22 protein-coding genes are annotated in these 23,130 nt (G+C 59.2%); 9 read left to right on the top strand and 13 right to left on the bottom strand.

Going from position 1 to position 23,130, the window contains the following annotated elements:
* From PMI03_RS24225 to PMI03_RS24205, 5 genes are all read right to left on the bottom strand, one after another.
* Nucleotides 1-456: ABC transporter ATP-binding protein (locus PMI03_RS24225; protein WP_007699647.1), on the bottom strand; the 456-nt coding region annotated here is incomplete at its 3' end.
* A 13-nt stretch (nucleotides 457-469) separates the two neighbouring features.
* The gene (locus PMI03_RS24220; protein ID WP_007699644.1) at nucleotides 470-1,300 is read right to left on the bottom strand and encodes a carbohydrate ABC transporter permease; all 831 of its coding nucleotides are present in this window, start codon (nucleotides 1,298-1,300) and stop codon (nucleotides 470-472) included.
* Nucleotides 1,297-2,148 (bottom strand): carbohydrate ABC transporter permease, encoded by an 852-nt coding sequence (locus PMI03_RS24215; protein ID WP_007699641.1) that lies wholly within the window; start codon nucleotides 2,146-2,148, stop codon nucleotides 1,297-1,299. The genes PMI03_RS24220 and PMI03_RS24215 overlap by 4 nt, the downstream gene beginning before the upstream one ends.
* 63 nt (nucleotides 2,149-2,211) lie before the next feature.
* The gene (locus PMI03_RS24210) at nucleotides 2,212-3,489 is read right to left on the bottom strand and encodes an ABC transporter substrate-binding protein (protein WP_007699637.1); all 1,278 of its coding nucleotides are present in this window, start codon (nucleotides 3,487-3,489) and stop codon (nucleotides 2,212-2,214) included.
* A 54-nt stretch (nucleotides 3,490-3,543) separates the two neighbouring features.
* On the bottom strand, nucleotides 3,544-4,545 hold the full coding sequence (locus PMI03_RS24205; RefSeq protein WP_007699629.1) for a LacI family DNA-binding transcriptional regulator: 1,002 nt from the start codon (nucleotides 4,543-4,545) through the stop codon (nucleotides 3,544-3,546).
* Nucleotides 4,546-4,775: 230 nt separating this feature from the next.
* Between PMI03_RS24205 and PMI03_RS24200 the strand changes: the two genes are divergently transcribed.
* The 9 genes from PMI03_RS24200 to PMI03_RS31890 all read left to right on the top strand — a co-directional run bounded on the left by PMI03_RS24200 (nucleotide 4,776) and on the right by PMI03_RS31890 (nucleotide 15,285).
* Nucleotides 4,776-5,507 (top strand): FadR/GntR family transcriptional regulator, encoded by a 732-nt coding sequence (locus PMI03_RS24200; protein WP_007699626.1) that lies wholly within the window; start codon nucleotides 4,776-4,778, stop codon nucleotides 5,505-5,507.
* Entirely contained in the window at nucleotides 5,504-7,090 is a 1,587-nt protein-coding gene (locus tag PMI03_RS24195; RefSeq protein ID WP_007699623.1) for an ABC transporter substrate-binding protein, read from the top strand. The genes PMI03_RS24200 and PMI03_RS24195 overlap by 4 nt, the downstream gene beginning before the upstream one ends.
* Before the next feature lie 66 nt (nucleotides 7,091-7,156).
* Nucleotides 7,157-8,116: an ABC transporter permease gene (locus tag PMI03_RS24190; RefSeq protein ID WP_007699621.1), complete on the top strand. Its 960-nt coding sequence runs from the start codon at nucleotides 7,157-7,159 to the stop codon at nucleotides 8,114-8,116.
* 3 nt (nucleotides 8,117-8,119) lie between these two features.
* A complete protein-coding gene (locus PMI03_RS24185; RefSeq protein ID WP_007699619.1) occupies nucleotides 8,120-8,995 on the top strand; it encodes an ABC transporter permease in 876 nt (291 codons plus the stop codon).
* A gap of 19 nt (nucleotides 8,996-9,014) precedes the next feature.
* Nucleotides 9,015-9,932: a dihydrodipicolinate synthase family protein gene (locus PMI03_RS24180; RefSeq protein WP_007699617.1), complete on the top strand. Its 918-nt coding sequence runs from the start codon at nucleotides 9,015-9,017 to the stop codon at nucleotides 9,930-9,932.
* Nucleotides 9,932-10,957 (top strand): ABC transporter ATP-binding protein, encoded by a 1,026-nt coding sequence (locus PMI03_RS24175; RefSeq protein WP_007699614.1) that lies wholly within the window; start codon nucleotides 9,932-9,934, stop codon nucleotides 10,955-10,957. Before PMI03_RS24180 ends, PMI03_RS24175 begins: the two co-directional genes overlap by 1 nt.
* On the top strand, nucleotides 10,958-11,914 hold the full coding sequence (locus PMI03_RS24170) for an ABC transporter ATP-binding protein (RefSeq protein WP_007699611.1): 957 nt from the start codon (nucleotides 10,958-10,960) through the stop codon (nucleotides 11,912-11,914). It begins immediately after the preceding gene.
* 63 nt (nucleotides 11,915-11,977) lie between these two features.
* Nucleotides 11,978-12,484: a GNAT family N-acetyltransferase gene (locus PMI03_RS24165; protein ID WP_007699608.1), complete on the top strand. Its 507-nt coding sequence runs from the start codon at nucleotides 11,978-11,980 to the stop codon at nucleotides 12,482-12,484.
* A gap of 401 nt (nucleotides 12,485-12,885) precedes the next feature.
* On the top strand, nucleotides 12,886-15,285 hold the full coding sequence (locus PMI03_RS31890; protein ID WP_007699605.1) for a hypothetical protein: 2,400 nt from the start codon (nucleotides 12,886-12,888) through the stop codon (nucleotides 15,283-15,285).
* Between the two features lie 498 nt (nucleotides 15,286-15,783).
* On the opposite strand, the gene PMI03_RS24160 is transcribed toward PMI03_RS31890, so the two are convergent.
* From PMI03_RS24160 to PMI03_RS24130, 8 genes are all read right to left on the bottom strand, one after another.
* Nucleotides 15,784-16,617: an FkbM family methyltransferase gene (locus tag PMI03_RS24160; RefSeq protein WP_007699603.1), complete on the bottom strand. Its 834-nt coding sequence runs from the start codon at nucleotides 16,615-16,617 to the stop codon at nucleotides 15,784-15,786.
* Nucleotides 16,618-17,026: 409 nt separating this feature from the next.
* Nucleotides 17,027-18,244 (bottom strand): DUF1501 domain-containing protein, encoded by a 1,218-nt coding sequence (locus PMI03_RS24155; protein WP_007699600.1) that lies wholly within the window; start codon nucleotides 18,242-18,244, stop codon nucleotides 17,027-17,029.
* Nucleotides 18,245-18,246: 2 nt separating this feature from the next.
* Nucleotides 18,247-19,725, bottom strand: a complete 1,479-nt coding sequence (locus PMI03_RS24150; protein ID WP_007699597.1) for a DUF1800 family protein — start codon at nucleotides 19,723-19,725, stop codon at nucleotides 18,247-18,249.
* A 74-nt stretch (nucleotides 19,726-19,799) separates the two neighbouring features.
* Nucleotides 19,800-20,249, bottom strand: coding sequence for a periplasmic heavy metal sensor (locus PMI03_RS24145; protein ID WP_007699594.1), 450 nt, complete (start codon nucleotides 20,247-20,249; stop codon nucleotides 19,800-19,802).
* On the bottom strand, nucleotides 20,246-20,695 hold the full coding sequence (locus PMI03_RS24140) for a hypothetical protein (RefSeq protein ID WP_007699591.1): 450 nt from the start codon (nucleotides 20,693-20,695) through the stop codon (nucleotides 20,246-20,248). The genes PMI03_RS24145 and PMI03_RS24140 overlap by 4 nt, the downstream gene beginning before the upstream one ends.
* Nucleotides 20,688-21,260: an RNA polymerase sigma factor gene (locus PMI03_RS24135; protein ID WP_007699588.1), complete on the bottom strand. Its 573-nt coding sequence runs from the start codon at nucleotides 21,258-21,260 to the stop codon at nucleotides 20,688-20,690. Before PMI03_RS24135 ends, PMI03_RS24140 begins: the two co-directional genes overlap by 8 nt.
* Entirely contained in the window at nucleotides 21,257-21,424 is a 168-nt protein-coding gene (locus PMI03_RS31885; RefSeq protein WP_174053808.1) for a hypothetical protein, read from the bottom strand. The genes PMI03_RS24135 and PMI03_RS31885 overlap by 4 nt, the downstream gene beginning before the upstream one ends.
* An 82-nt stretch (nucleotides 21,425-21,506) precedes the next feature.
* A complete protein-coding gene (locus PMI03_RS24130; protein WP_007699586.1) occupies nucleotides 21,507-22,922 on the bottom strand; it encodes a dipeptidase in 1,416 nt (471 codons plus the stop codon).
* Nucleotides 22,923-23,130: the final 208 nt, after the last annotated feature.

Below are 23,130 nucleotides of genomic sequence, written 5' to 3'. Positions count from 1 at the left end.
CGGCTCGACCGCCAATGCACGGGCCACGGCCACACGCTGCCGCTGGCCGCCGGACAGCTTATTCGGATAGCGGTCGAGATAGGGCTCGATATGGAGCAGCGCCGCCGCTTTTTCGACCTGCGTCTTCACCCTTGCAGCATCGGCTTTCTGCATGCGCAAGCCGAAGGCGACATTCTCAAAGACTGTCATGTGCGGGAATACGGCATAGTTCTGGAACACCATGGCAAGGCCACGATCCCTGGGTGCCAGGCCGTTCACGGCTTTGCCGCCGATCAGAATGTCGCCCGACGTCTCTGTTTCCAGCCCGGCGATGATGCGCAGCAAGGTCGTCTTGCCACAGCCCGACGGGCCGAGCAGTGATACGAATTCCCCATCGCCAATTTCGAGCGAGATTTCCTTCAGCGCATCGAAGGAGCCGAAGCTCTTCTTGATACGGTCGATTTTGATATTTGCCATGGTCAGATCCCGCTCATTTGCTGGAGATGCCCCAGATCGCGAACAGGTAGCGTCTGACCGCGAAGATGAAGACGACGGACGGAAGGATGAGAAGCAGCCCTCCCGCGAAACGATAGTGCAGCGGACTTTCCGCAAGCACGGTCAGGAGGTAGGCCGTCAAGGTCCTGTTGCGCACGGTCAGCACGGATGCCGCGAAGACCTCGTTCCAGGAGATGACGAAGGCAAAGACGGCGGTTGCCGCAAGCCCGGGAAGCGCAATCGGCGCAACGATGCGAAAGAAGGCCTCGATGCGCGAGCAGCCGAATACCCACGCCGCCTCTTCCAACTCCCGTGGGACGCCCATGAAGATGCCCTGGGTGACGAGCGCGGCAAAGGGCAGCGCCAGCACCGTATGCACCAGACCAACACCGACAACGGTGTCATAGAGCCCCATGCGAATGAAGGAGACGGTAAGAGGCAAGGCCAGGATCGCCAGCGGAAAGGCCCGCGTCAGCAGCACCAGTAATCGGAAGCTATCCTTGCCCCGGAACTGGTAGCGCGCAAGCGCATAGCCTGCCGGCGCACCGATCAGGATCGAGAGCACGACCGTGATGGCCGCCGCTCCGAGCGAATTCAGAAAGGCAGTTGCCACCCCCTCCGTCTTCAGGAAGAGCAGGAACGGGTCGATGGAGATACTGGATGGCAGGATCGATTTCGGCCATTTGTAGACGCCCGTCTTGCCTCCAAGCGCGCCGAGCGCCACCAGATAGATCGGCACCAGAACCCAGGCGCAAAGCACAACGATGCCGCTCCAGAACAGGAGGGTACGCGCGCCGGTGAAGCTCGCTGTTCGTGACGCGCTCATGGCAGTCGCTCCGGATCGACCTTGACGGCCTTGAGATAGACGACGGTGGCGGCAAGCGAGATGACCATGATCAGCACGGCATAGGCTGCGGCGACGCCGTAGTTCTGGTTCTGGTTCTGCCAGGTATAGGCTTCGCCGACGAGAACGGGCATGTTGGTCCCTCCGAGCGCATAGACGACGGCGAACACTTCGAAGGCGAGCACCGTGCGTAGGATCAGTGCCGATTGCAGCGCCGGTCGGATCAGCGGCAGCGTGATCCGGCAGAACCGCGTCCAGCGGCTGGCGCCGAAGATCTCGGCCGCCTCGCGGAATTCCTTGGGCACCTGGTTGAGACCGGCGACGATGATGACCATGACGATCGCGGTGCCGCGCCATATCTCGGCAATCGCGATCCCGATGAACAGGGCGACCGGGGTCTGGTAGGTCAGCCAGTTCGCCTGCCGCGAGATGATGCCAAGCTCGAACAGCAGGCTATTGAGATAGCCGCTGTTTTGCAGGATCGAGAGCCAGACCAGGCCGGCGGCCAGATCGGAAATGCCAAGCGGGATCGTCCAGATCCACAGGATCGTCTCCCGCCCTCCTCCAACCTTGGCAACCATGCTGCCCATGACGAGCGCCATGGCAACCTGGATCGGGACGACGACGATCGTCAGAAGGAACGTATTGCGGATAGCCGACGCGAAATTCAGATCGCCCGTCAGCGTCTGGAAATTGACGACCGAAAAGCTCCCGTCCTGCGAAACGGCAAGCCAGATCGTCTGCACAAGCGGAACGATGAACAGCAACGCCAGGAAGAGGACGGCCGGCGCGATCAGCAGATAGGGAACCACGGAGCGGTTTGCAGTCATAAGGATTACTCACGTTGGATCGTGGGCTCCGGCGACAACCGGAACCCGCGGTGACCGGACGGCTTATTCGACCGGGCAAGCGCCATCGCTGGCTTTGTCCGGCGCCCAGCACGGCGCCTTGGTGTCCGTCATGATCTTGGAAAGAGTGACGGCCTGCTCGTTCAGCACCTGATCGATCGGCTCGTTGCGGATGACGATCCGCTGGAACGTATCCATGTAGACCTTGTTGAACTCGCCGCCCTTGTCGCCGAGGCCGACCGGGAGCAGCGAGACGATGGCGTCCTTGGCATTCTGCGTCGCATCGACACCCCTCGCCAAAAGGGCGATGCCCGGATCGATAGTCTCGGGGAGTTTCGCATCCACGGTCGGGAAGAAGCCGACCTTTTCGGCCGCCGTGAGCTGGATGTCGGGCTGAATGAGATGCTCGATCACGGCACGCGCACCCGCTTCGTCCGGTGCACCCTGCGGGATGGCGAGACCGGCCACAACAGGCATATAGCCCCGTCCCTTCGGGCCGGCCGGTGCCGGGAAGACGACATACTGATCGGGATTGCTGCTGACGGCCTCTTTCAGACGCGCCAGATGATCCCAGGCGACCCAGACTTCCTCGGAGAGCAGCGGCTCCTGCATGAAGTTGTAGTTGGTCGAGTTCGGATTGACGACCGACCAGAGCTCTTTGAAGCTCTCCCAGGCCTTGACCGCATCGGCGGACTTGAACGGCCGCACGACGCCGCCAGTGAAGGATGGGTAGAAATAGCCCTGGAAGAACCGGGGCATCAGCCCCTTGGGACCGGCGGGGAAACCGATGCGCGGCTGGCCGGTCGCCTCCTGCATCTTCTTGCCCCAGGCGATGAGCTGGTCGTAGGTCAGCGCATTGATATCGGCGCCTTCGGGAAGATATTGCAGCGCCTCCTTGTTTGCGGCCATCACATAGGTTGCCTGCATCCAGGGAATGTACTGCTGCTTGTCCGTCCCCAGCTTGCCGAGATCGATCACAGCCTTCGGCATGCCGGCCGCCGCTAGCTTGGCGGCCATATCATCAAGCGGCACGAACCCGCCCTTGGCGGCGATCGGCGACAGTTCGCCATGCAAAGCGCCGACCAGGCTGATCGTGTGCTTGCCGGCCTGCCGCTCGGCTTCCATGCGAACGGCAAATTGCGGCGGCTCCTCGACCACGTATTCGACGGGCGTCTTCACATCCTTCAGGAGCTGTTCGCGCACCACCGTCGCCTCTTCGATCGGCCGCAACTGCGTGGACAGGAAAATCGTGTCCGCATAGGCAAGCGAGGTGGTCGCAAAGCTCGCGGCAACGACCAGGCCGTATAGATATGAGCGCTTCATTGGTTTCCTCCTCTTTGAAACGTCGGCCGCTTCGGCCGGGCATGCATTCGGCTGTCAGGGACGGCGGCGGTGGCTCTCTCTCGGAACGAATTCCACCGGATAGATTTCTTGAAGTGTCGCGGGGTCTTCGCCGGCGATCGCGCGCAGCAGCAGCGACGCCAGCCGCTCGCCGACGTTCGCCCCGGTCATGTGCATGGTCGAAAGCGGCGGGTCGCTATAGGCGCCCATCGGCACATCGTCGTGTCCGATAAGGCTGACCGCATCCCCACCTTCTATTTCCCGAAGAGCGCTGAGAGCCCCGATCGCCATCTCATCGGTGCAGCATAGGATAGCCGTGGGCTTGTGAGCGCCCGACATCAGTGTCTTCGCGGCCTCATATCCGCCACGCTCGGTCGGATCGCCGACCGCGAAAAGATCCGCATTCAGACCGGCCTCGGAAAGCCCTGCTTCCCAGCCAGTCCGCCGCAAATGCGCGAAATTGTAGTCACCCGGCCCGGCGAGATGCCCAATGTGGACATGGCCCTCTTTCGCGAAGCGAAGTGTGGCCTCGCGAAACCCCGCATGGCCGTCCCCATCGATGAAGGCATGCGGCGTCTGGGCCTCCGTCCGACCATGCGTGACGAAAGGAATGCCGCGCGATTGCAGAAACTCGACGCGCTCGTCGTGCCGCTTCGTGCGGACGAGGACCATAGCGTCGACGCGGTGGCCATCGACGAAGCGACGGCACATGTCCAGCTCGCTCTTGCCCCTCGGCACCGGCGCAATCACCAGATTGAGGCCCGCGACGGCGAGATGCTCGGCACAATCGTGCAGCATGTCGATGAAGTATGGGGGGCTAATCCGGCCCGGAGCGCTCGGCAACGGTACGGCGACCAGTTCGGCACGCTGGCGCCGCAACCGTCGCGCCGAAGCGTTCGGCTGATACCCCGCCCGGCGCGCCGCCTCTTCCACTCGCAAGCGTGTTGCCGGCGACACATCCGCATAGCCGTCCAGCGCCCGCGAGACGGTCGTGATCGACAGGCCAAGCGAATTGGCAAGCTGTTTGAGGTTTGACATTGCTTCTCCCAAAACGTTTTGGGAATGAACTCCAAAACGTTTTGGGAGTCAAGACTTCGGATTGGCCCGATGGGTCATCCGGGCTGTCCTCCACAGCGCAGAGACCGTCCGCGCGAGAAACAGATGAGGCGGTGGTTCGGAGGCTGTATTGCCAAAGCGGGCATATCCATTTGACAGATATCCTACAAGTGAATATCTAGTTTCCGCATAATGATGAAGTGAGAACCCGCATGACCCTCAAGACGATGAAGCCCCTGACCCGCGCGCCTCTGTTGCATGTATCCGTGCAGGAGAGCCTGAGGGCCTACGTCGCCGACAACGCGTTGCAGCCCGGCGCCATGCTGCCGGCCGAGGGTGAGCTTGCCCATCAGCTCGGGGTCAGCCGCAACTCATTGCGGGAAGGCATCAAGGCGCTGGAATCGCTCGGTGTGCTGGAATCGCGGCGTGGTGTCGGCATCTTCGTCAAAGCCTTCTCCTTCGAGCCACTGCTCGACAACCTCGCCTACGGTCTTGGCGGCGCGCTCCGTCAGATCGAGGAGGTCCTGGAGATCCGCCGCACGCTGGAAGTGGGCCTCATCGGCAAAACCCTGGAGATCATCGGCGAGGAGGATATTGCCGAACTCAGGGCGACCGTGAACCGCATGCGCGTACATGCCGAGAAGGGAGAGGCTTTCGCCGAGGACGACCAGCTTTTCCATCGCCTGCTCTTCCGCTGCCAGGACAACGAGACGCTCGTCCGGCTCATCGATGTCTTCTGGATGGCCTTCTACAAGGCCTCCGATTTCGTCAACCTCGACAATCTCGATCCGGTCGGCACCTGGAAGGATCACGCGGCAATCGTCGACGCAGTGGAGGCACGGGACCTTGCGGAAGCCAAGCTGCGGCTGGACCGCTATTACCAGGGCATTTCCCGGGTGATCGCCAATAACAAGACGAATTCAAATGTGGGAGGAACACAATGAATCGACTGTCCAGACTGTCATCGGTCATCGCGCTTGCCGCGATGGCGTCAACGGTGACCATCCCGGCTATTTCCGCTCCGGCGTGGGCGGCAACATTGTCCGGCGGCTTCGATGTCGGACCCGGCGGTTTCCAGGGTAACTTCAATCCACTGGCGGCCACCGGCGGCTTCACCTGGCTCAGCATCTACTACGAGCCGCTGGTAAGCTATGACGAGAAGCTGCAGAAAGTCGGCGGCGTGCTCGCCTCGTCCTACGAGGTCAACGCCGATCAGCGCAGCTACACCTTCAAGCTCACTGACGCAAAATGGCATGACGGACAGGCATTCACGGCAAAGGATGCGAAGTTCACCATAGAGCTCGCAAAGAACCCTAAGACCGGCTCCGTTCTCGCCGCCCGGCTGACGGCCGTCTCCTCGATCGAGACGCCGGACGACAAAACGCTGGTCGTCAAGCTCAGCACGCCATCGGCCAGCCTCATGGACACGATGACCAAGATCATGATGCTGCCGGAGCATGCGCTATCACAGATCCCCACCGACCAGCTTGCCAAGAATAGCTGGTGGTCCACGGCGCCGATCGGCACAGGCCCGTTCAAGTTCACCCGCTATGTGGCGGACCAATATGTCGAGCTTTCGGCCAATACCGACTATCGCGGCGGCAAGCCGGCGCTGGAGAAGCTGATCGACCGGTATTTCGCCGATCCGGCGGCGGCGATCTCAGCGCTGAGGGCTGGCGAAATCCAGTTCACCTATGTCGATTCCAACGATGTATCGACCTTCAAGGGCAACGCCGATTTCCGGGTGATCGAGGGTGAGTCCTTCGTGGTGAACTATCTCGGCTTCAACCATGATTCACCGATCTGGAAGGATCTGCGCGTCCGGCAGGCGGTCATGTATGCCATCAACCGCCCCGCCATCGTCCAAAGTCTCTATGGCGGCGCCGCCAAGCAGGCCAACTGCGCCTATGTCGCCGACCATCTCGTGCCGAAGGATGTCGAGCCCTATGGCTATGATCCGGAAAAGGCCCGGCAACTGCTGAAAGAGGCCGGCTGGGACAAGATCAATGGCGACAAGCCGATCACCTTGCTGACCTACTACACCACGCCACTCGCAGCCAATGTCATGGCCGCCCTGCAGGCCATGCTCACCCAGGTCGGCATCAATGTGACGCCGCGCGCAGTCGACACGCCGACCTTCAACAGCATCGTGCTCAATCCGAAGCCGGATGTCGCGCAGTTCCAGATGATCTACGCCGGCCTGCAGAACGGCCCAGATCCCAGCAGCATCAATGCCGGCCTCAACGAGAAGCAGATCCCGCCGGCCGGTGCCAATGTGGTGCGCGCCCGCATGCCGGATCTGACTACTGCACTCGACGCTGCCCTTGGCGAAACGGATCTTACCAAGCGCAACACCCGCTATCAGGACGTCTGCAAGGTCATCAATGGCGAGCTTCCCTGGGCAACGCTCTGGGTGGCAAATCGTTATGGCGTCGTCTCCTCCAAGGCGAAGGACTTCGTCTGGACGCCGGCACCAGGCGGCGGACCTTACCAGGCCCATCCGGAGAAATGGTCGCTCGCCGAATAGGCCTGGCACTCCCGCAGCGTGAGGGTGGCGCATTGAACCGCGCCACCCCAACAGGGGACGTTTTTCATGCTCAAATATAGTGCCCGGCGCCTTTTGATCGGTTTGGGAATGCTGCTCGCCGTGAGCCTGCTGACCTTCATCCTCCTGCGGCTTACCCCCGGCGATCCGGTCGATGCCTATGTCGATCCGAACGTGCCGATCTCACCGGCCGATCTTGTGGAATTGCGGACCCGGCTCGGCCTCGATCGCCCATTGCCGGTGCAATATCTGGCATGGCTGAAGGAGGCCATCACGGGCAATCTCGGCTACTCGATCAAGAGGTTCGACCAGCCGGTGCTCGAGCTCGTGCTTTCGCGCATCGGCCCAACGCTGCTCCTGATGGGATCGGCGATCGTGATCGCGGTCGTGGCCGGCGTGGCGATCGGGGTTGTCAGCGCCGTGCGCCGCAACTCACTGCTGGACGTCTCGTTCTCCGTCCTCGCACTCGCCGGGATTTCAAGCCCCGCCTTCCTCAGCGCGCTGATCGGACTCTATATTTTCTCCGTCAGGCTCCACTGGATGCCGTCCGGCGGCATGCTGACACCGGGTGCGGATTTCTCCGTCGGCGATCTGCTGCGTCACCTCACTCTGCCCGCCTCGCTTCTCGCCATCGCCCAAGCGGCTCTCATTACCCGTTACATGCGTGCCTCGCTCCTTGAAGTGCTCAATCAGGATTATGTCCGCACCGCGCGCGCCAAGGGCGTCTATGAGTTCTGGGTCATCGCCAAGCACGCACTGCGCAATGCACTTCTTCCCGTCGTCACCCTTATCGGCTCGACCATCGGCCTTGCGATCGGCGGCGCGATCTTCATCGAGAGCGTCTTCAACTGGCCGGGCATGGGGCTGCTATTGGTGGACGCCGTCGGCGCGCGCGACTATCCGGTCATCATGGGCGCAACACTGGTGATCGGCGCCTGCGTCATCGTCGTCAATCTCCTGACGGACATTACCTATGCGGTGATCGATCCGCGCATCAAGGTGGGTTGAGCGATGCTGGCCCGATCCCCCACCCGCAGCCCCGGCCCGCTCGCCCGCGCCTTCGAGCGCTTCCTGTTCAATCGGCTCGCCCTCTTCGGCGTCTGTTTGATCGTGCCCATGCTCGTGCTGATCCTCTCCTATCCGCTATGGTGGAGTTTCAAGCCGAACGACATCGACCTCCTCGCCATGAACAGCGGGCCAACCACCAAACACTGGTTCGGCACGGACGGCGTCGGGCGCGACGTTTTCGCCCGCGTGCTTGCCGGCGGGCGCATTTCGCTGCTCGTCGCCATCGGATCGACCGCTATTTCCGCCGTCATCGGCTTCCTGGTCGGCGCCATCTCCGCGCTTGCCGGCCGTTTCGCGGACGCGGTCACCATGCGTTTCGTCGATCTCGTCATGACGCTGCCGCCGGTGATCTTCCTGCTGGTGCTCGCCTCGATCGCCGGCACCGGCATCTGGCCGACGATCCTCGTCATCTCGCTGCTTTCCTGGCCGCTTCTGGCGCGCATGATCCGCTCGCGCCTCCTTGAGCTGCGCGAACGCGACTTCGTGATCGCGGCGCGCGGCATGGGCGCCGGTCTCCCGCATCTGCTTCTGCGTCACGGCCTGCCGAACTCCATCGATATTCTCGTCGTCTTCGCAACGCTGCAGATCGCCAATTCCATTCTGCTTGAAGCCGGCCTTTCCTTCTTAGGGTTGGGCATCGCCCCGCCCGCCGCGAGCTGGGGCAACATGCTGAATGCCGCCCGCTCGACGGCCGTGTTCGAGCAATATCCCTGGCAATGGCTCTTTCCTGGCGGAGCGCTCGTCCTCGCCGTCCTTGCCATCAACTTCATTGGCGATGGTCTTCGCGATGCCTTCGACCCTCGTACCGAGCGAAACTAACCACTGAGAGAAAACGAATATGAGTAAATTCAAGGGTGTTGTTCCCCCCGTCGTCACACCGCTGAAGGCGGATCTCACCGTCGACTACGTCTCCTATACACGGGTACTGGAGCATCTGATCGAGGCCGGCTGTCACGGCCTCTTCGTGCTCGGCTCGACGAGCGAGGTGGTCTTCCACGACGAAAAGACCCGGCAGGAGATCATCGAACACTCGGCCAAGGTGATCAACGGCCGCGTGCCGCTGATCGTCGGTGTGATCGATCCGACCACCGACCGCGTCATCAACCATGCCAGGATCGCCAAGGCGGCAGGCGCCGATGCGGTCGTCGTCACCGCCCCCTTCTACACTGTCACCAGCCAATCGGAGATCCTCGATCATTTCCGCTATATCCGCGATGCGGTCGACGTGCCGCTGATCGCCTATGACATCCCGGTCTGCGTGCATGTGAAGCTGCAACGCCAGATGACCGTCACGCTCGCCCGCGAAGGCACAATCATCGGCGTCAAGGATTCCAGCGGGGATGACGGCAATTTCCGCTACCTGCTGCTCGATCTTGCCGACCGGAAGGACATCTTCCTGATGACAGGGTCGGAGATCGTCGTCGACAACGCGCTGTTGATGGGCGCACATGGCGTGGTGCCCGGTATCGCCAATGTCGATCCGCACGGCTATGTCCGTCTTTGGAACGCCGCTCAACGCGGCGACTGGGTCGCCGCCCGCAAGGAGCAGGAGCGCCTCTGCCGACTGTTCGAGATCGTTTGGGTGGCGCAGGGCCGTGTCAGCGGCGGCGCGGCAGGCATCGGCGCCTTCAAGGCGGCGATGAAGAGCCTGGGAATCATCGATACCGCGCTGATGCCGAGACCGCGCGCCGCCCTCAACGACGCCGAGACCGGCAAGATCAATGATATCCTGCGCGCCACTGGCCTGCTTGACTGATGGTCATGATGCACGAGAGCACCGACACCATACTGGACATCAGGGGGCTACGGACGGTCTTCCGCATCCGCTCAGGTGCGGTGACCGCGGTCGACGATCTCGACCTTACCGTCACGGCCGGCGAGACGCTGGCGCTGGTCGGGGAATCCGGCTCCGGCAAATCGGTGACCAGCCTCTCGGTGATCCGCCTGCTGGCGCGCGATATCGGCGCGATCGCGGCCGGCAGCATCCGCTTGAAGCGCAAGTCCGGCCAGGTGAGCGATCTCGTGCCACTGGATGAGAAGGAGATGCGCTCAATTCGCGGCGACGATATCGGCATGATCTTCCAGGAGCCAATGTCGAGCCTCAATCCAGTCTTTACCATCGGCGACCAAATTTCCGAGCCGATCCGCATCCATCGCAGGGCAAGCAACAGAACAGCGATGGATGCGGCTATCGGACTTCTCGATAGCGTGGGCATTCCCGATGCCAGACGCCGCGCCGGCCAATATCCGCATGAGCTTTCGGGCGGCATGCGCCAGCGCGCGACCATCGCCATGGCGCTTGCCTGCGACCCAACACTGCTGATCGCCGACGAGCCAACAACGGCGCTAGACGTCACCATACAGGCGCAGATCCTCGACCTGTTGCGGAAGCTGCAGCGCGAACGCGGCATGGCCATGCTGTTCGTCACCCACAATCTCGGCGTGGTCGCCGAGATCGCCCATCGGGTGGCGGTCATGTATGCCGGCCGGATTGTCGAGACCGGGCCGGTGGGCGAAGTTTTCCGCAATCCGAGGCACCCTTATACCGTCGGGTTGCTAGCCTCGATGCCAAGGCTCGGCGATGCCAGCCGCATGAAGCAGGCCGGCGAAAAGCTCGCTGCCATTCCGGGCATGGTGCCTACCCTCATGAACATGCCGGCCGGCTGTTCCTTCGCGCCGCGCTGCACGTTCGCGATCGACGCCTGTCGCGCCACCGTGCCTCCTCTCGCCGAGGTCAATCCGCATCATCAAAGCCGTTGTATCCGCTGGCAGGAGATCTAGATGAACGAGCCCCTGCTCTCCGTTCGCAATCTCGCGAAGCACTATACGACCCGCGGCACCAGGACCTCCGTCCTGCAGGATATCTCCTTCGAGATCGGCAGGGGCGAAGTGGTCGGCCTCGTCGGCGAATCCGGCAGCGGCAAGACGACGATCGGCCGGTCGGTCCTGCGCCTCATCGAACCCTCGGCAGGCAGCATCCGTTTCGACGGCATCGCCCTCACCACCCTCTCAGCATCGGCGATGCGGCGGATTCGGCCGCGCATGCAATACATTTTCCAGGACCCGTTCGCGAGCCTCTCGCCCCGCATGACGATCGGCGAAATCCTCACCGAGGGCCTGACGATCCAGGGTATCGGCACTTCGAAGGAGCAGCTAGATCGTGCTCAAAGCGCGCTCGAGCAAGTGGATCTGCCGGCCGATGCCATCCATCGTTACGCCCATGAATTTTCCGGCGGCCAGCGCCAGCGCATTGGCATTGCGAGGGCACTCACCCTCGCGCCGGATTTCCTGGTGGCCGACGAGCCGGTATCTGCCCTCGACGTGTCGATCCAGGCGCAGGTCATCAACCTCTTGCGCGATCTGCAGCAGCGCCTCGGCCTCACCATGCTCTTCATCTCGCATGATCTCGCCGTGGTCGAATATATCTGCGACCGGATTATCGTGCTCTATCTCGGGCGCATCATGGAAATCGCACCGAGCAGCGAGCTCTATGTCTCGCCACAGCACCCCTATACGCGAGCCCTGCTTTCGGCGATCCCCTCGCCCGATCCGGACGCGCGGCGTGACCGGCAGATCCTCAAGGGTGACATTCCGAGCCCGGCCAACCCGCCAAGCGGCTGCGTCTTCCGCACCCGCTGTCCCAATGCGCTGCCGGCCTGCGCCGACGCCGTGCCGACGCTGCGAGAAATCTCGCCCGGCCATTTCAAAGCCTGCATCCGCGACGATCTCTCCGATTGAGGCGTTGCCTGCTCCCATTTCTGCCGTTTATGGTGATGGAGACAGCATCGTGGGGAGGCAGCATTGAGCGGAAAAGGGATAGTGATCAGGCATATCAGCGCCGATGAGTTCGATATCTTTCGGCGCATTCGCCTGGAGGCGCTTCGCGTCGAGCCGTCCTCTTTTGCAAGTAGTGTAGAGGACTGGGAGGTGCTGACCGACGAGGAATGGCGCCGGCGGCTGAGCGATCCCGTTTTCGTGGCGTTTCGAGGCGAGGAACCCGTCGGGGTCATGGGTTTGCTGCGTCAACGATCCAGCAAGATGGCGCACCGCGCCACGCTGATCATGGTCTATGTGCGCAAAGATCTACGAGGAGTGGGTATTGCGAAGGATCTCTTGGACACCGTGATCGCCTACGCGCAGAGCGAGGGCATTGTGCAGCTCGAACTGGTCGTCAGCGCGGAAAATCCAAAGGCAATCAGTTTCTATCGCCGAGAAGGCTTCTCAGAAATCGGCAGAATTCCCGGCGGGGTCCGCCATAACGGCCGGGAAATCGACGACATCATGATGGTGCGGCGGCTTACGGCCTGAGAATGCCCCCGCCTGGGGGGCGCAAGCTTCCGGTTATTTTGTCGATTCAGTTCAGTTCACATCGGATCATAATTTATGGCATCAAAACCAAACAACCATACAAATGCTTTGAATTGCAAGACAAAGCATTTGTATGGTTGTTTGGTTTTTATACTCTGCTTTATACGCGTCTAACGTATAATATTGACGTAAACCGACTGGCATCGATACGTCACTATGTGAATATTTCATGCTGCAACGACAGCAGAGAATTACAGCCCTAATCGCAACTTCGCCCCTTTAAGCCACCTTCATGCAATTGCAATGGAGTCATTTCGCGCGATTCAATCCCAGATCTGACCGGATCAAGGCGATCCTCGAACTGACCTATGTTTGCAGGCAAAATGATTGGGAGAACTTCAATGAAAACGTTCTTTTGGCTCAATCTACTTTTTTTGATTCCAGCTTCAGCATTCGCCCAATCCGGCCCCGTCATGGGGCCTCCAACATCAACAATCGGAAATATGCCGGTTTTCGGTAACACCACCGGCACACAGGTTTTGGACAGCGGAAAATCGCTGCCGAGTGGCGCAGTCGTGGGCACAACTGATTCTCAGACCCTCTCAAACAAGATAGTTACCTATACCGCCCCAGGTACAGGAGCGGTTGCATCTACAGTAGGTGGCAAACTCGATCAGATCATAAATGCTGCTGATTTTGGTCTGGTTAGCGATCCGAATTGTACGACTGACGCCACAGTCCCACTCAGGGCAGCTATCGCGGCGGCTGCGGGGAAGAAGCTCGTTCTGCCCGCAGGAAAATTCTGCCTGAACACCGCAACCAGCACGCTACAGATTAGCAATGCAATGGAAATTGAAGGACAGGGCACAGGCAGCACGCTCATAAAATGGAATGCACCTGTCGGCTCAAATTACGCACCCACTATTGATGTCTTGGCCAGCGGCGTGACGGTGCATAATCTAGCTATTGATGGTAATGCGGCAGTCGGAAATTATCTGGATTCCATCTACTATGGTGGAGTTGTTACTTCCCCGATGGCGCCGTGGGGTGAGGTAGCCTTCGTAATAGAAGGCGACAAATTCACAGGCTACAACCTCAAAGTCAGTTCTGCTTTCGCCAACTGTATCGGCATTGGTAGAGTGACGGATGGAACAAAATCAACTTTTGGCAGTCCACAAAATGCAAATTTAGACAATATCTATACTGAATTTTGCGGCAGTGGCGTTGCTGCCGCGAACCAGCCCATTCCAGGTCATTCCGGATTTGGTATCGACAACGGGTCCGGGCAATTTGTCAACATAAGCAATGTCATCGACAAGCAGTCATATAGCAATTTTGGCAATGATATAAATACCGGTGCCGCGACAAATTGGACCAACGTCTGGGGATACTTTGCACGTCATGATCCCGCCAATACTGGCGCACCTTCGAGTGGTTTCGGATTCTACAATGGAGCTGCTGGCGGCACTTTCACCAATATCAACATCATATCACCGGATACCTTTGGCATTTGGGCTGATGCCTCTTCCTCACAAACATCGTGGAGCAATATTACTGTACGCGGCGCGGGTCAGGAATGCCTGATCATCGGGGCAACGTCTTCAAATTGGAGTAACATTGAATGTCAGTTGCCATCGCAGTCGGTGGCTGGCGGCTATGCAGCAGTACGCATACGCACCGATCAGCAATTATGTGATCCACAAGGACAGAACTGTGAACCACTGCCGATTTCCAATTTGAATATGAACAATCTGGTAATCGAGGGTCCAACCAATTCCTTGAGTCAACAAGCTACGCCGCCCTCTTGGTCCTATGCGATTACCGCGACCGGCGGACCTAACAATGTGACAGGAGTCATCAATATGAATGCGGCGACCGGTCGGCAAGGACCCACCGCATTCAACATTGCGCCCTCGGTTACCGGTCTGCTAATCAATAACAAGGAAGCTTTGACTCTATCTTTCGGGGATCAGAACACAGGTTCTCTATCGCCTTATAGATTTGCCTTTGGCGGCCTGATGAATGTCAAGTCCGTTGGACAGAACGCGAGTTGGCAGTCTTCCGCATTCGGCGATTTCTCGAACAATGGTAGCTTATTTGTTTCTGATACGGCGACACCCTCCAAGAGGCTTGCCTTCGGTTGGGACCCGGTGAATAACATCAGCGTTATACAATCTGTCTATGCGTCTGTTGCTGGAATGCCACTTGCACTTAACCCGTCAGGAGGCAGCGTTTATCTTGGCCAGCAGGCACTTACGCCTGCATCGTCTACCGGCTTTCCTTACATGGGAACAATTGCAGGAAATCCCACAGGAACTCCTATCGCAGTTTCCGGAATGGCTCCATTTACCTTTGACGCGACGAACCGAAACTTCAATGTCTATAGCGGTGGCTGGCTGAAGATTCCTACCGTTACTGCTGCCGCCTCCGATATGCTTGCAGGAACAGCAAATCGATTGGTTCAGCCCTCTTCCATCAACGCCGCAGATACACCGGTCAATTTAACCGATGCTTCCAACATTGCCCTTAATTTTGCGACAGGTAAAAACTATTCGCTACCCCTTACGCTACCAGTAACAAATCTGAACAATCCGCAAAATGTCGTGCCAGGGCGCTACGGATTCATTCGAGTGTCCCAGGATTCGATCGGAGGTAGAAGCGTAGTATTTGGCAATGCTTTTAAATTCTCAGGAGGAGTACCTTGTGTGGTCACATCAACGCCCAATGCGGTTTCCTATATCCGTTGGTCCGCTTTTAGTTCGACGGAATTGAATACGGCATGCGATCTGGATGTCAAATAGAAATAAGAACCTATGACGGAACTCCCACACCCGATGACGCGTCCAATCGCAATGACGCGGGAGCGGACGTCGATGCGAGAGCTTGTAAGGCCGCTATATTCTGGACAACTGGCAAGTTTATTGTCTGAGCTTGGATCAACGCCTGTGACAAAACGAGGTAAGCAGAAGGCATACAACACGGGTCGAAAGAAGCATGATGCCCCCTCTCCATACCTATCTAGACTTCGTGCGAAATCCACCGATCTCAAAGCTAACAGCGATTCTTCGGCAAGATATTCTAATGCAGAAAAGCAACAATGACTTTTTATTAGAATAATATCACCCCTTCATCTTCATGCAGATAAATCACCTTGCGCACCTTTATTCGACTTTCATTGATAACAAACAAAAATATAGCGATTTTAGAAAAAAATCCCCCCCATAAAACTTGTCAGATTAAGGTGGCACAGATGATGTGACCGATATTATTCAACTTCTGAAGTGTTGTTTTGAACGATTTCACGTTCCACTCGACAGACCTTGGCTAGAAAGAGCCCGCAACTCTTCATAAAGCTCCTTCAATTCTTTCTTAAATAGGAACAGATTAGCTGTCGGGACGTTCTGCACTTCTGGATCCGCGATATCTCGAACTGAAAATAGACCGTTATGCAAAATTAGATAAAATCCGAAATACTCGCTAATTGGAAAACTATTCTTTATAAAAGAGATATCCTCTTTGAATAAACTCCATATGTAATTCGGATGCACTTCAATTTCTAGGATTTTTGGTTGCAGAAGTTCATTGATACTCTCTTTAATCAGCGCAGCCTCAAAACCTTCAATATCCATTTTGATCATATCAAACGGGCCGAAAAACTCCCGCAATCGACCAATCGAAGCCTGAGTCACATCTAATGTTCCAATATTATGCAGCGAGACACCATCGCGTCCAAGGAGACCAGGGCTTTCAGGATGCAAATCGATTTTTGCAAGCGCTGAACCGTCAATCGTGGAGCCGGCGGTATGAAGCACAATGCCGCGATGACCGAGATTGTTTGCACGCAAATTTTCGTTCGAAGTTTGAACATTAAGCGGAAGCAAGTCCATACCAACAATCTTGCCTCCTTCCGGGCAGGAAGCGGCCATAATAGCCGTAAACAAACCCCACTGGGTTCCAATCTCCAGAATATTCGATGATACTTGAGCACAGCGATGAAGAACGTAAGCTTCAGCATTAACGTATGTGATGGGTAAGGAAATATCGCCGGTTCTCGGAGCTGACCCAAACGCCGGCAGGGTTATCGAAAGAGGGATATCGCCTACATTGAAACTGAAACTCTGCAAATCGGACATAGGAATAACTAGCTCCTCGCTGGATAACATGTTGAGATAAACGGGACATTCCATATCAAGAACGTAACAAATACCTGACTGCTCGACTGGGCTAGTCATATTACGGCAAGGCTATACAGGAACGACCGACGCGGCGCCCATCACTATCAAAGCAATTCCAACGAGGAGCAAATTCAGGCAGTTGCGGGATTTTTTCCAGCAAGATGTCACCGATTTTGAATGTATACCGGCGATCTATGTCGTATAAAGTAAGGATTGTACGTTAATCTGATCGGATTATTTGTAGGATTGTAAATATCGGCATCCATCAGCAGGTTGGTTGGAGAAGGCGGAAAAGCTGATTAATAACAGTTCGCTGAGACCACTTACGGTTGGAGATTTATTTCGCGACGCCGAAACAACCAACCGCTCAAGCAATCAGCCCCTTCATCGGGGCTACGAAGCCCGATCCCGGAAAGACATCACGAGCCAATATGGCGGGGGAAGCGCCGAGCAGGTCGACGGCAATGCCCTTTATCACGGCGCGCAGATCCGTCGTGGCGGCAAGATCGCGGCCGTCGCGCAGTTGCGCTTCCTTCAGGCCCGGCCAATCGGCGATAACGCGTCCTCCCTTGATCGCGCCGCCGGCGAGGAAGGCTGTCGTGCCGGTGCCATGATCGGTGCCCTCCGTGCCGTTGATCCGCGCGGTGCGCCCGAATTCCGTCGCGACGACGATCGCGGTATCCTTCCAGCTTGGCCCGAGCTCCTGCTCGAATGCCGCCAGCGAATTGTCGAGGCCAGTCAGAAGTCGCGTCAGGCGGCCGATCTCCCCCGCATGCGTATCCCATCCTTCGAAGGCGAGCGCTGCGACACGCGGTCCGTCGTCCTGCGCGAGCAGGCGTGCCGCCCCTCTTGCCATCTGCTCCATCCCAGCGGGGTCTCCCGGACCACCCCGGGCTTTAACGTCGACGCCAGCCGCAATCTTGCCCGTGGCAATGCCCTCGGCCAGTATGTTTGCAAAAAGAGGATCGGTGTGGGTGTAGAGATCCATCAGGCGGGGCGGAAGGTCCGCACTGACGGGCTGCAGGCTCGACGGCGACCATCCGAGAACAGGCGCCTTGCCGCGAATGACTAGCGGCGCATTCGCGCCGACGGCAAGCCCGCGGAGAGTGGTGTTGGGCGCGACCCTGTCGCCTTTCGGCAGGCCTTCGAGCATACGGTTCAGCCAGCCGGAATCCACGCGGCCCGGCGTTTCATAGCCGGATTCCAGCACGTCCTGACCGTCGAAATGCGAGCGATCGCGATAGGACGTGGCGTTGGCGTGGACGACGGCGGCCTGTCCCGCCCGATAGAGCCGATTGAAATTGGGCATGGAGGGATGCAGGGCAAAGAAGCCGTCCAGCGGAAGGGTCGCATTAGGCCCGCTGATCGTCATCGCGATCGACTGGCGCAAGGATTCGTAGTCGGGGTCGCCGACCGGCGGAACTGCAGTCAAACCATCAAGGGCGCCGCGCAGGATGATGGTGATGAAGCGTGGATCGCGACCGCCGGCGGCATGGGCAAAACGCGGGATAAAAGCCCAGGCGAACAAGGCGCCCGAAGCTCCAAGGACGGCACGGCGGGTGGGGGTTACGAGTTCACAGGTCATGATCAGCGCCTCTGAAATTCGGGGGAAAGATAGGCAATCGCGAGACCCTGGCTGCGGGTTTCCGCACGTGACACAGCCTGCAAGGTTTCGTCGGAAAGAAGCGGTCCGAGGCTGTCGGAGACAAAGCGACGGGGATCGACCTGCGGGGGCGCCGCGTTGGCAATCGTGTTGGCGACATCCATCCGCGTGCTGAGCCCCTGGCCAGACGCCCAGGCATCGACCGTATCGGGAAATCCATTCGGCCCGGACGGTGCCCAGAACGGCTGGCCCATGGCGGCCAGGGCACCGACGATGACATTGGGTTTCGGCTTCTCGCCGCTGGCGCGCAAAAGCGCGATGACGAATTCGAGTGGCGACCGGATCTTGACCAGTTTCGGGTCCCAGGCTTCGTCGGACCCCAGCAGCGCCAGATAGACGGCCGAGAGATCACCATCGGTCTTGGTGAATGTCGCGGAAAGCTTTTCAACGAGCGCCGGCGGCGGGACGTCCGAAACGAAGTGGCGAACCAGTTTCATGGCGATATGCCTTGCCGTCGCCGGATGGCGCGAGAGATCATGCAACGCCTCCCTGCCCTGTCCGAAACCATGGTCGGCATAGGTAAGTCCCAAGAGTGTCTGATCGCCCGGCTCGTGAGCATTGGCATTGAAGGCGAAGGTACCGGACGCACCCAAGGGCGACTGACCGCGCACGACCGTCCAGCCGGTGATGATCCTCGCAAGCGTCGTGACATCGGCCTGCGTATAGCCGCCATCCACGCCCAGCGTGTGGAGTTCGAGCGTCTCGCGGGCGAGATTCTCGTTCAGCCCGCGCTTTCCCTTCGCATTCGCCTTTGAATCCGGGCCAATCGACTGTCGGTTATCGAGGAAGGTCAGCATGGCGGGATGGGTCTCGACGGCCAACAGCATGTCGGAGAAGCGCCCGAAGACGTGAGGCCGGATGGCTTCCCGCTCGAATGCGCCAGCGAGGATATGGACCTCCTCCCCGCTCGATGTCGAAACCGCAAAATGGTTCGCCCAGAACATCGCCAGGCGCTCGCCAAAGCCGATCAAAGGCTGGTGAATGGTGCCGTTGAAGCGTGCCTCGACCTCGGCCAGGAAAACCTGTTGCGGAAGGTAGGGTGCGGCAGGTGGCGGTGGACTTGCCATGGCCTTCGGCATTGCCGACGGTTGACCGGCTTTCATGTCGCCACCCGACATCGCCGGTTGCGGACCCTGGTTGGCCGTCACCGGCGGCGCGGCGACTGTGACCGGCTGTGCCCTTGCTTGTTTGCGCTGCTCCTGAAAATCATAGAGAGCCACAAGAAGATCGGCCGTGGGTTTCAGCTCCACACCCACAGGCACCGGCACGAAACGCTCGGTGATCTCTTCCCGCAACGCGCCGCGTGGGTCCGATGCTATGGCCGCGACGCCATTGCTGTCGGCGCCGAGCCCAAAGCGCGAAAGGGCTATTGCGGCATAAACCTCACTTGACGGTTGCGTCATGTCCTTGCCAACTCCTGCGTCAACTATCCGTTTAAACGCAGGCAACCGGCCGATCCGTCGGCCGGCAAATGTGATCATTTTGCGGCAGCGGGTTTCGGGACGCTGCGGCGGATCAGGCTTTCCGCGAGCGTACGGCGCTCGTCATAGGACAGCGTGGCGGCAAAATCGACGGCGCGCTGCTCGAGCTTTGCGCGCAGGGCGATATCGGCATTGCGGGCTCTCGCCAGTGCCGCAGACAGCGCCTCGGCATCGAGGGTCGGCTGCCCCAGAAGGGAGGCCGCATCTATTTTCGCCTGCTGAGATTCCAGTACACTTGGCCGCTCCGCCTTGCGCGCATCATTGAGCGCCTGGCGGAAGGCTTTTTTCTGTCCGGAAGGAAGTTGCTCGCCGGCAAGCGGCAGCGTCTCGACGTGGGTCTGCGTGCTGCTGATCCAGGTCAGTCCACCACCTGCCAAAGCGCCGATCAGGAAGGTGTTAAGCACCAGCAGAGATAGGGCGAATATCCGAAAGCCGCGTTCTGTCATTGGGTGTCCTGCGCCGTATTCGCGTCGGTTCCGATATCACCGAAAACCGTTGTCGTTTGGTCCGTGGCGACCGTCGTGTCGGAAGTCACACTTGGTGTCAGAACCGCGATGGCAATACTTCCTGCCAGCGCGCCGGCAATGCCCACGCCGACAAGGCCGATACCGGCGGAGGAAAAGCGAAACCACCTGCGCATCCGGGACCTCCGGACAAGCTGCGTGAGAATCCGATCTCCGAGACCGTCATTCCTCGCCTTCAGCGCATAGGCGTCGAGCAGCTGATCCAGGCCGCCGGCAGCCGCGAGTACGGACAATCCCGCAGGCGTCTTTGCGAACGTCTCGGTCGAGGCCCGCTCTTCTTCGGGCCATCGATCGACCGCGCCTCCATATGCCGCAGCCAGGGCGGCAAATCGATCGGCGTTCATGGCCGTCTCGACATATTCAGTCATCGATCCGCTCCTTCAACAACAGCGTTTGCAGCGAGCGCCTTCCGCGCGCGAGCAGGCTTTCCAATGCATCCACACTGATCTCCATGATCGCCGCCGCCTCCGCGTTGGACATCGCCTGATAGTAAACCAGAATGATCGCCTCCCGCTGGCGCGGCGCGATCATCTGCATGGCCCACTCCATGCGCTTACCCGGATCGTCTTCGCTCAACAGGCCAGCATCCGGCGCGGGCCCCTCATAGGGGACATCGGGCGGATCCTCGGCGAGCACATGCTTGCGGCGGCGCAGGCGGTCATAGCAAAGATTGATCGTCACACGATGGATCCAGGTGCTGAAGCGCGCATTGCGCTGCCGCCAGCCGCCGGCGTTGCGCCAGACACGCAGGAATGTTTCCTGCGCCACATCCTCGGCCTCATTGGCGTCACCGAGCATGCGTGTCGCCACAGCCAGAATGCGCGGCAACTGCCGTGATATCAGGGCGCGGGTTGCCTTGACATCGCCGGCCGCGACGCGGCCAAGCAAATCCTCGTCCGGATCACCATTTTTGGGTGAGCGATCCCCATTCATTGCCAATCGCCACCATCCGGATTTCGCGCGACGTCCCCATAGCACGCCTGTTCCTCGCCGATGACAAGGGCTTCGAGCCTATCGATCAGCTCCGGCGACCTCAGGCCATGTGCTTGCGATGTCTCCGACAGGCCGGTCTTTTCCTTCAAAACGAATGGACGCATTTCGGCTTTAACGGCCGACCGACGAAAATCCGTCGGTCGCACTCTGTCAATTTTCAGGAAGGCGTAAGCCACGCCCTCGAGATCAAGACGCCGCTTGTTCGATCTCGCAAAAAGAAGCGAGGATACGGACCCAAGAGCGGATGCCCTTATGAAAGCTCGAAAGGTCGTATTTCTCGTTCGGGCTGTGAATCCGATTGTCGAAACGAGCAAAGCCGACCAGAAGGGCGTCGCAGCCGAGGCGTCGTTTAAACTCGCCGATGATCGGGATGGAGCCGCCGGTGCCGGCAAGAGCTGCCTCGCGCTGCCATTCGACGGTCAGCGCTTCCAGTGTCTTGCGCAGAAACGGGCTGTCGAGCGGCATGGTGGTGGCAGGCGCCAACCCATACTCCTTGAAGCTGACCGAACAGTCCGATGGAATGCGTGCCCGCACATGCGCCTGGAATGCATCACGGATAGCGACGGGATCCTGCCCCTCGACCAGGCGGAAGGAGATCTTGGCGCTCGCCTTTGCCGGAATGACCGTCTTGAAGCCATCACCGGTATAGCCGCCGCTCATGCCGTTGATCTCGCAACTCGGCCTCGCCCAGACCTGCTCAAGGATGGAGCGGTCCTTCTCGCCCGCGGGGATCGAAAGGCCGATATCGCGCAGGAAGCCGTCTTCATCGAAGGGCAGGCTCTTCCATTGCGCCTTAACGGCCTCGGGCAATTCCTGGACGCCGTCATAAAAGCCGGCAATCGCCACGCCGCCGTCCGGCGTGCGCAGGCTGGCAACGATCTCCGACAGGACCTGTAGCGCATTGCGGGCGGCATTGCCGAACATGCCGGAGTGAAGGTCTCGATCGGCGCAGGTGATTTCGATTTCCTGGCTGACGAGACCGCGCAGCATGGTCGTCACGGCAGGCGTGTCGTGGTCCCACATGTCGGTATCGCAGACCAAAACCGTGTCAGCGACAAGTTCGGACGCGGTTTTATCCAGGAAGGGAGCAAGACTGGGGCTGCCGGCCTCTTCCTCCCCTTCGAAGAGAATGCTGACCTGGATCGGCAGCGTTCCGGTCACGGATTTCCATGCACGGCAGGCCTCGACGAAGGTCATCAGCTGTCCTTTGTCGTCGGAGGCGCCGCGCGCGACGATCGCGGTGTCTCCATTTTCCAGCGGTTGCAGGACGGGCTCGAAAGGGTCGGTCTTCCAAAGCGGCAGCGGATCGACCGGCTGGACATCGTAATGCCCATAAAACAGAACATGCGGCCCACCAGCCCGTTTTTCATGGCCGACAACCATCGGATGGCCGCTGGTGTCGCGTACCGATGCATCGAAGCCAATCGTGGCCAGATCGCTTGAAAGCCATTCGGCTGCCCGGCGGCAATCATCGCGGTAGGCAGGATCGGTGGAGACGCTGGGGATGCGGATGAGATCGAACAGCCGTTGCAGGCTCTGATCCATTGTCTGATCGACATGAGACAGCACGGCTTCGATCTGATCGTTGGTGGGCTTTGGCATTTGGGCATTCCTGGCTGTGGGAAAAGCGGCATTTGCAGGGTTTGGGAGACGATGCCGCCGGCTACGATTTCGGGGCATCGTAGCATCAACCGGCCCGTCATCAAGGTGCAGGATCACGCCAGACCCCGTCTAAACAGGCCTTCTCCGCGAGATTTTTTCACGCTTCGGTGCGGACATGAGATTCAGACTATACAACTAACATGTTAGT

Origin of the sequence: Rhizobium sp. AP16 (genome assembly GCF_000281735.1) — a bacterium.
Lineage (GTDB): Bacteria > Pseudomonadota > Alphaproteobacteria > Rhizobiales > Rhizobiaceae > Rhizobium > Rhizobium rhizogenes.
Note: the sequence above shows the minus strand (reverse complement) of the source record. Positions and strands in the feature narration are given on the sequence as shown.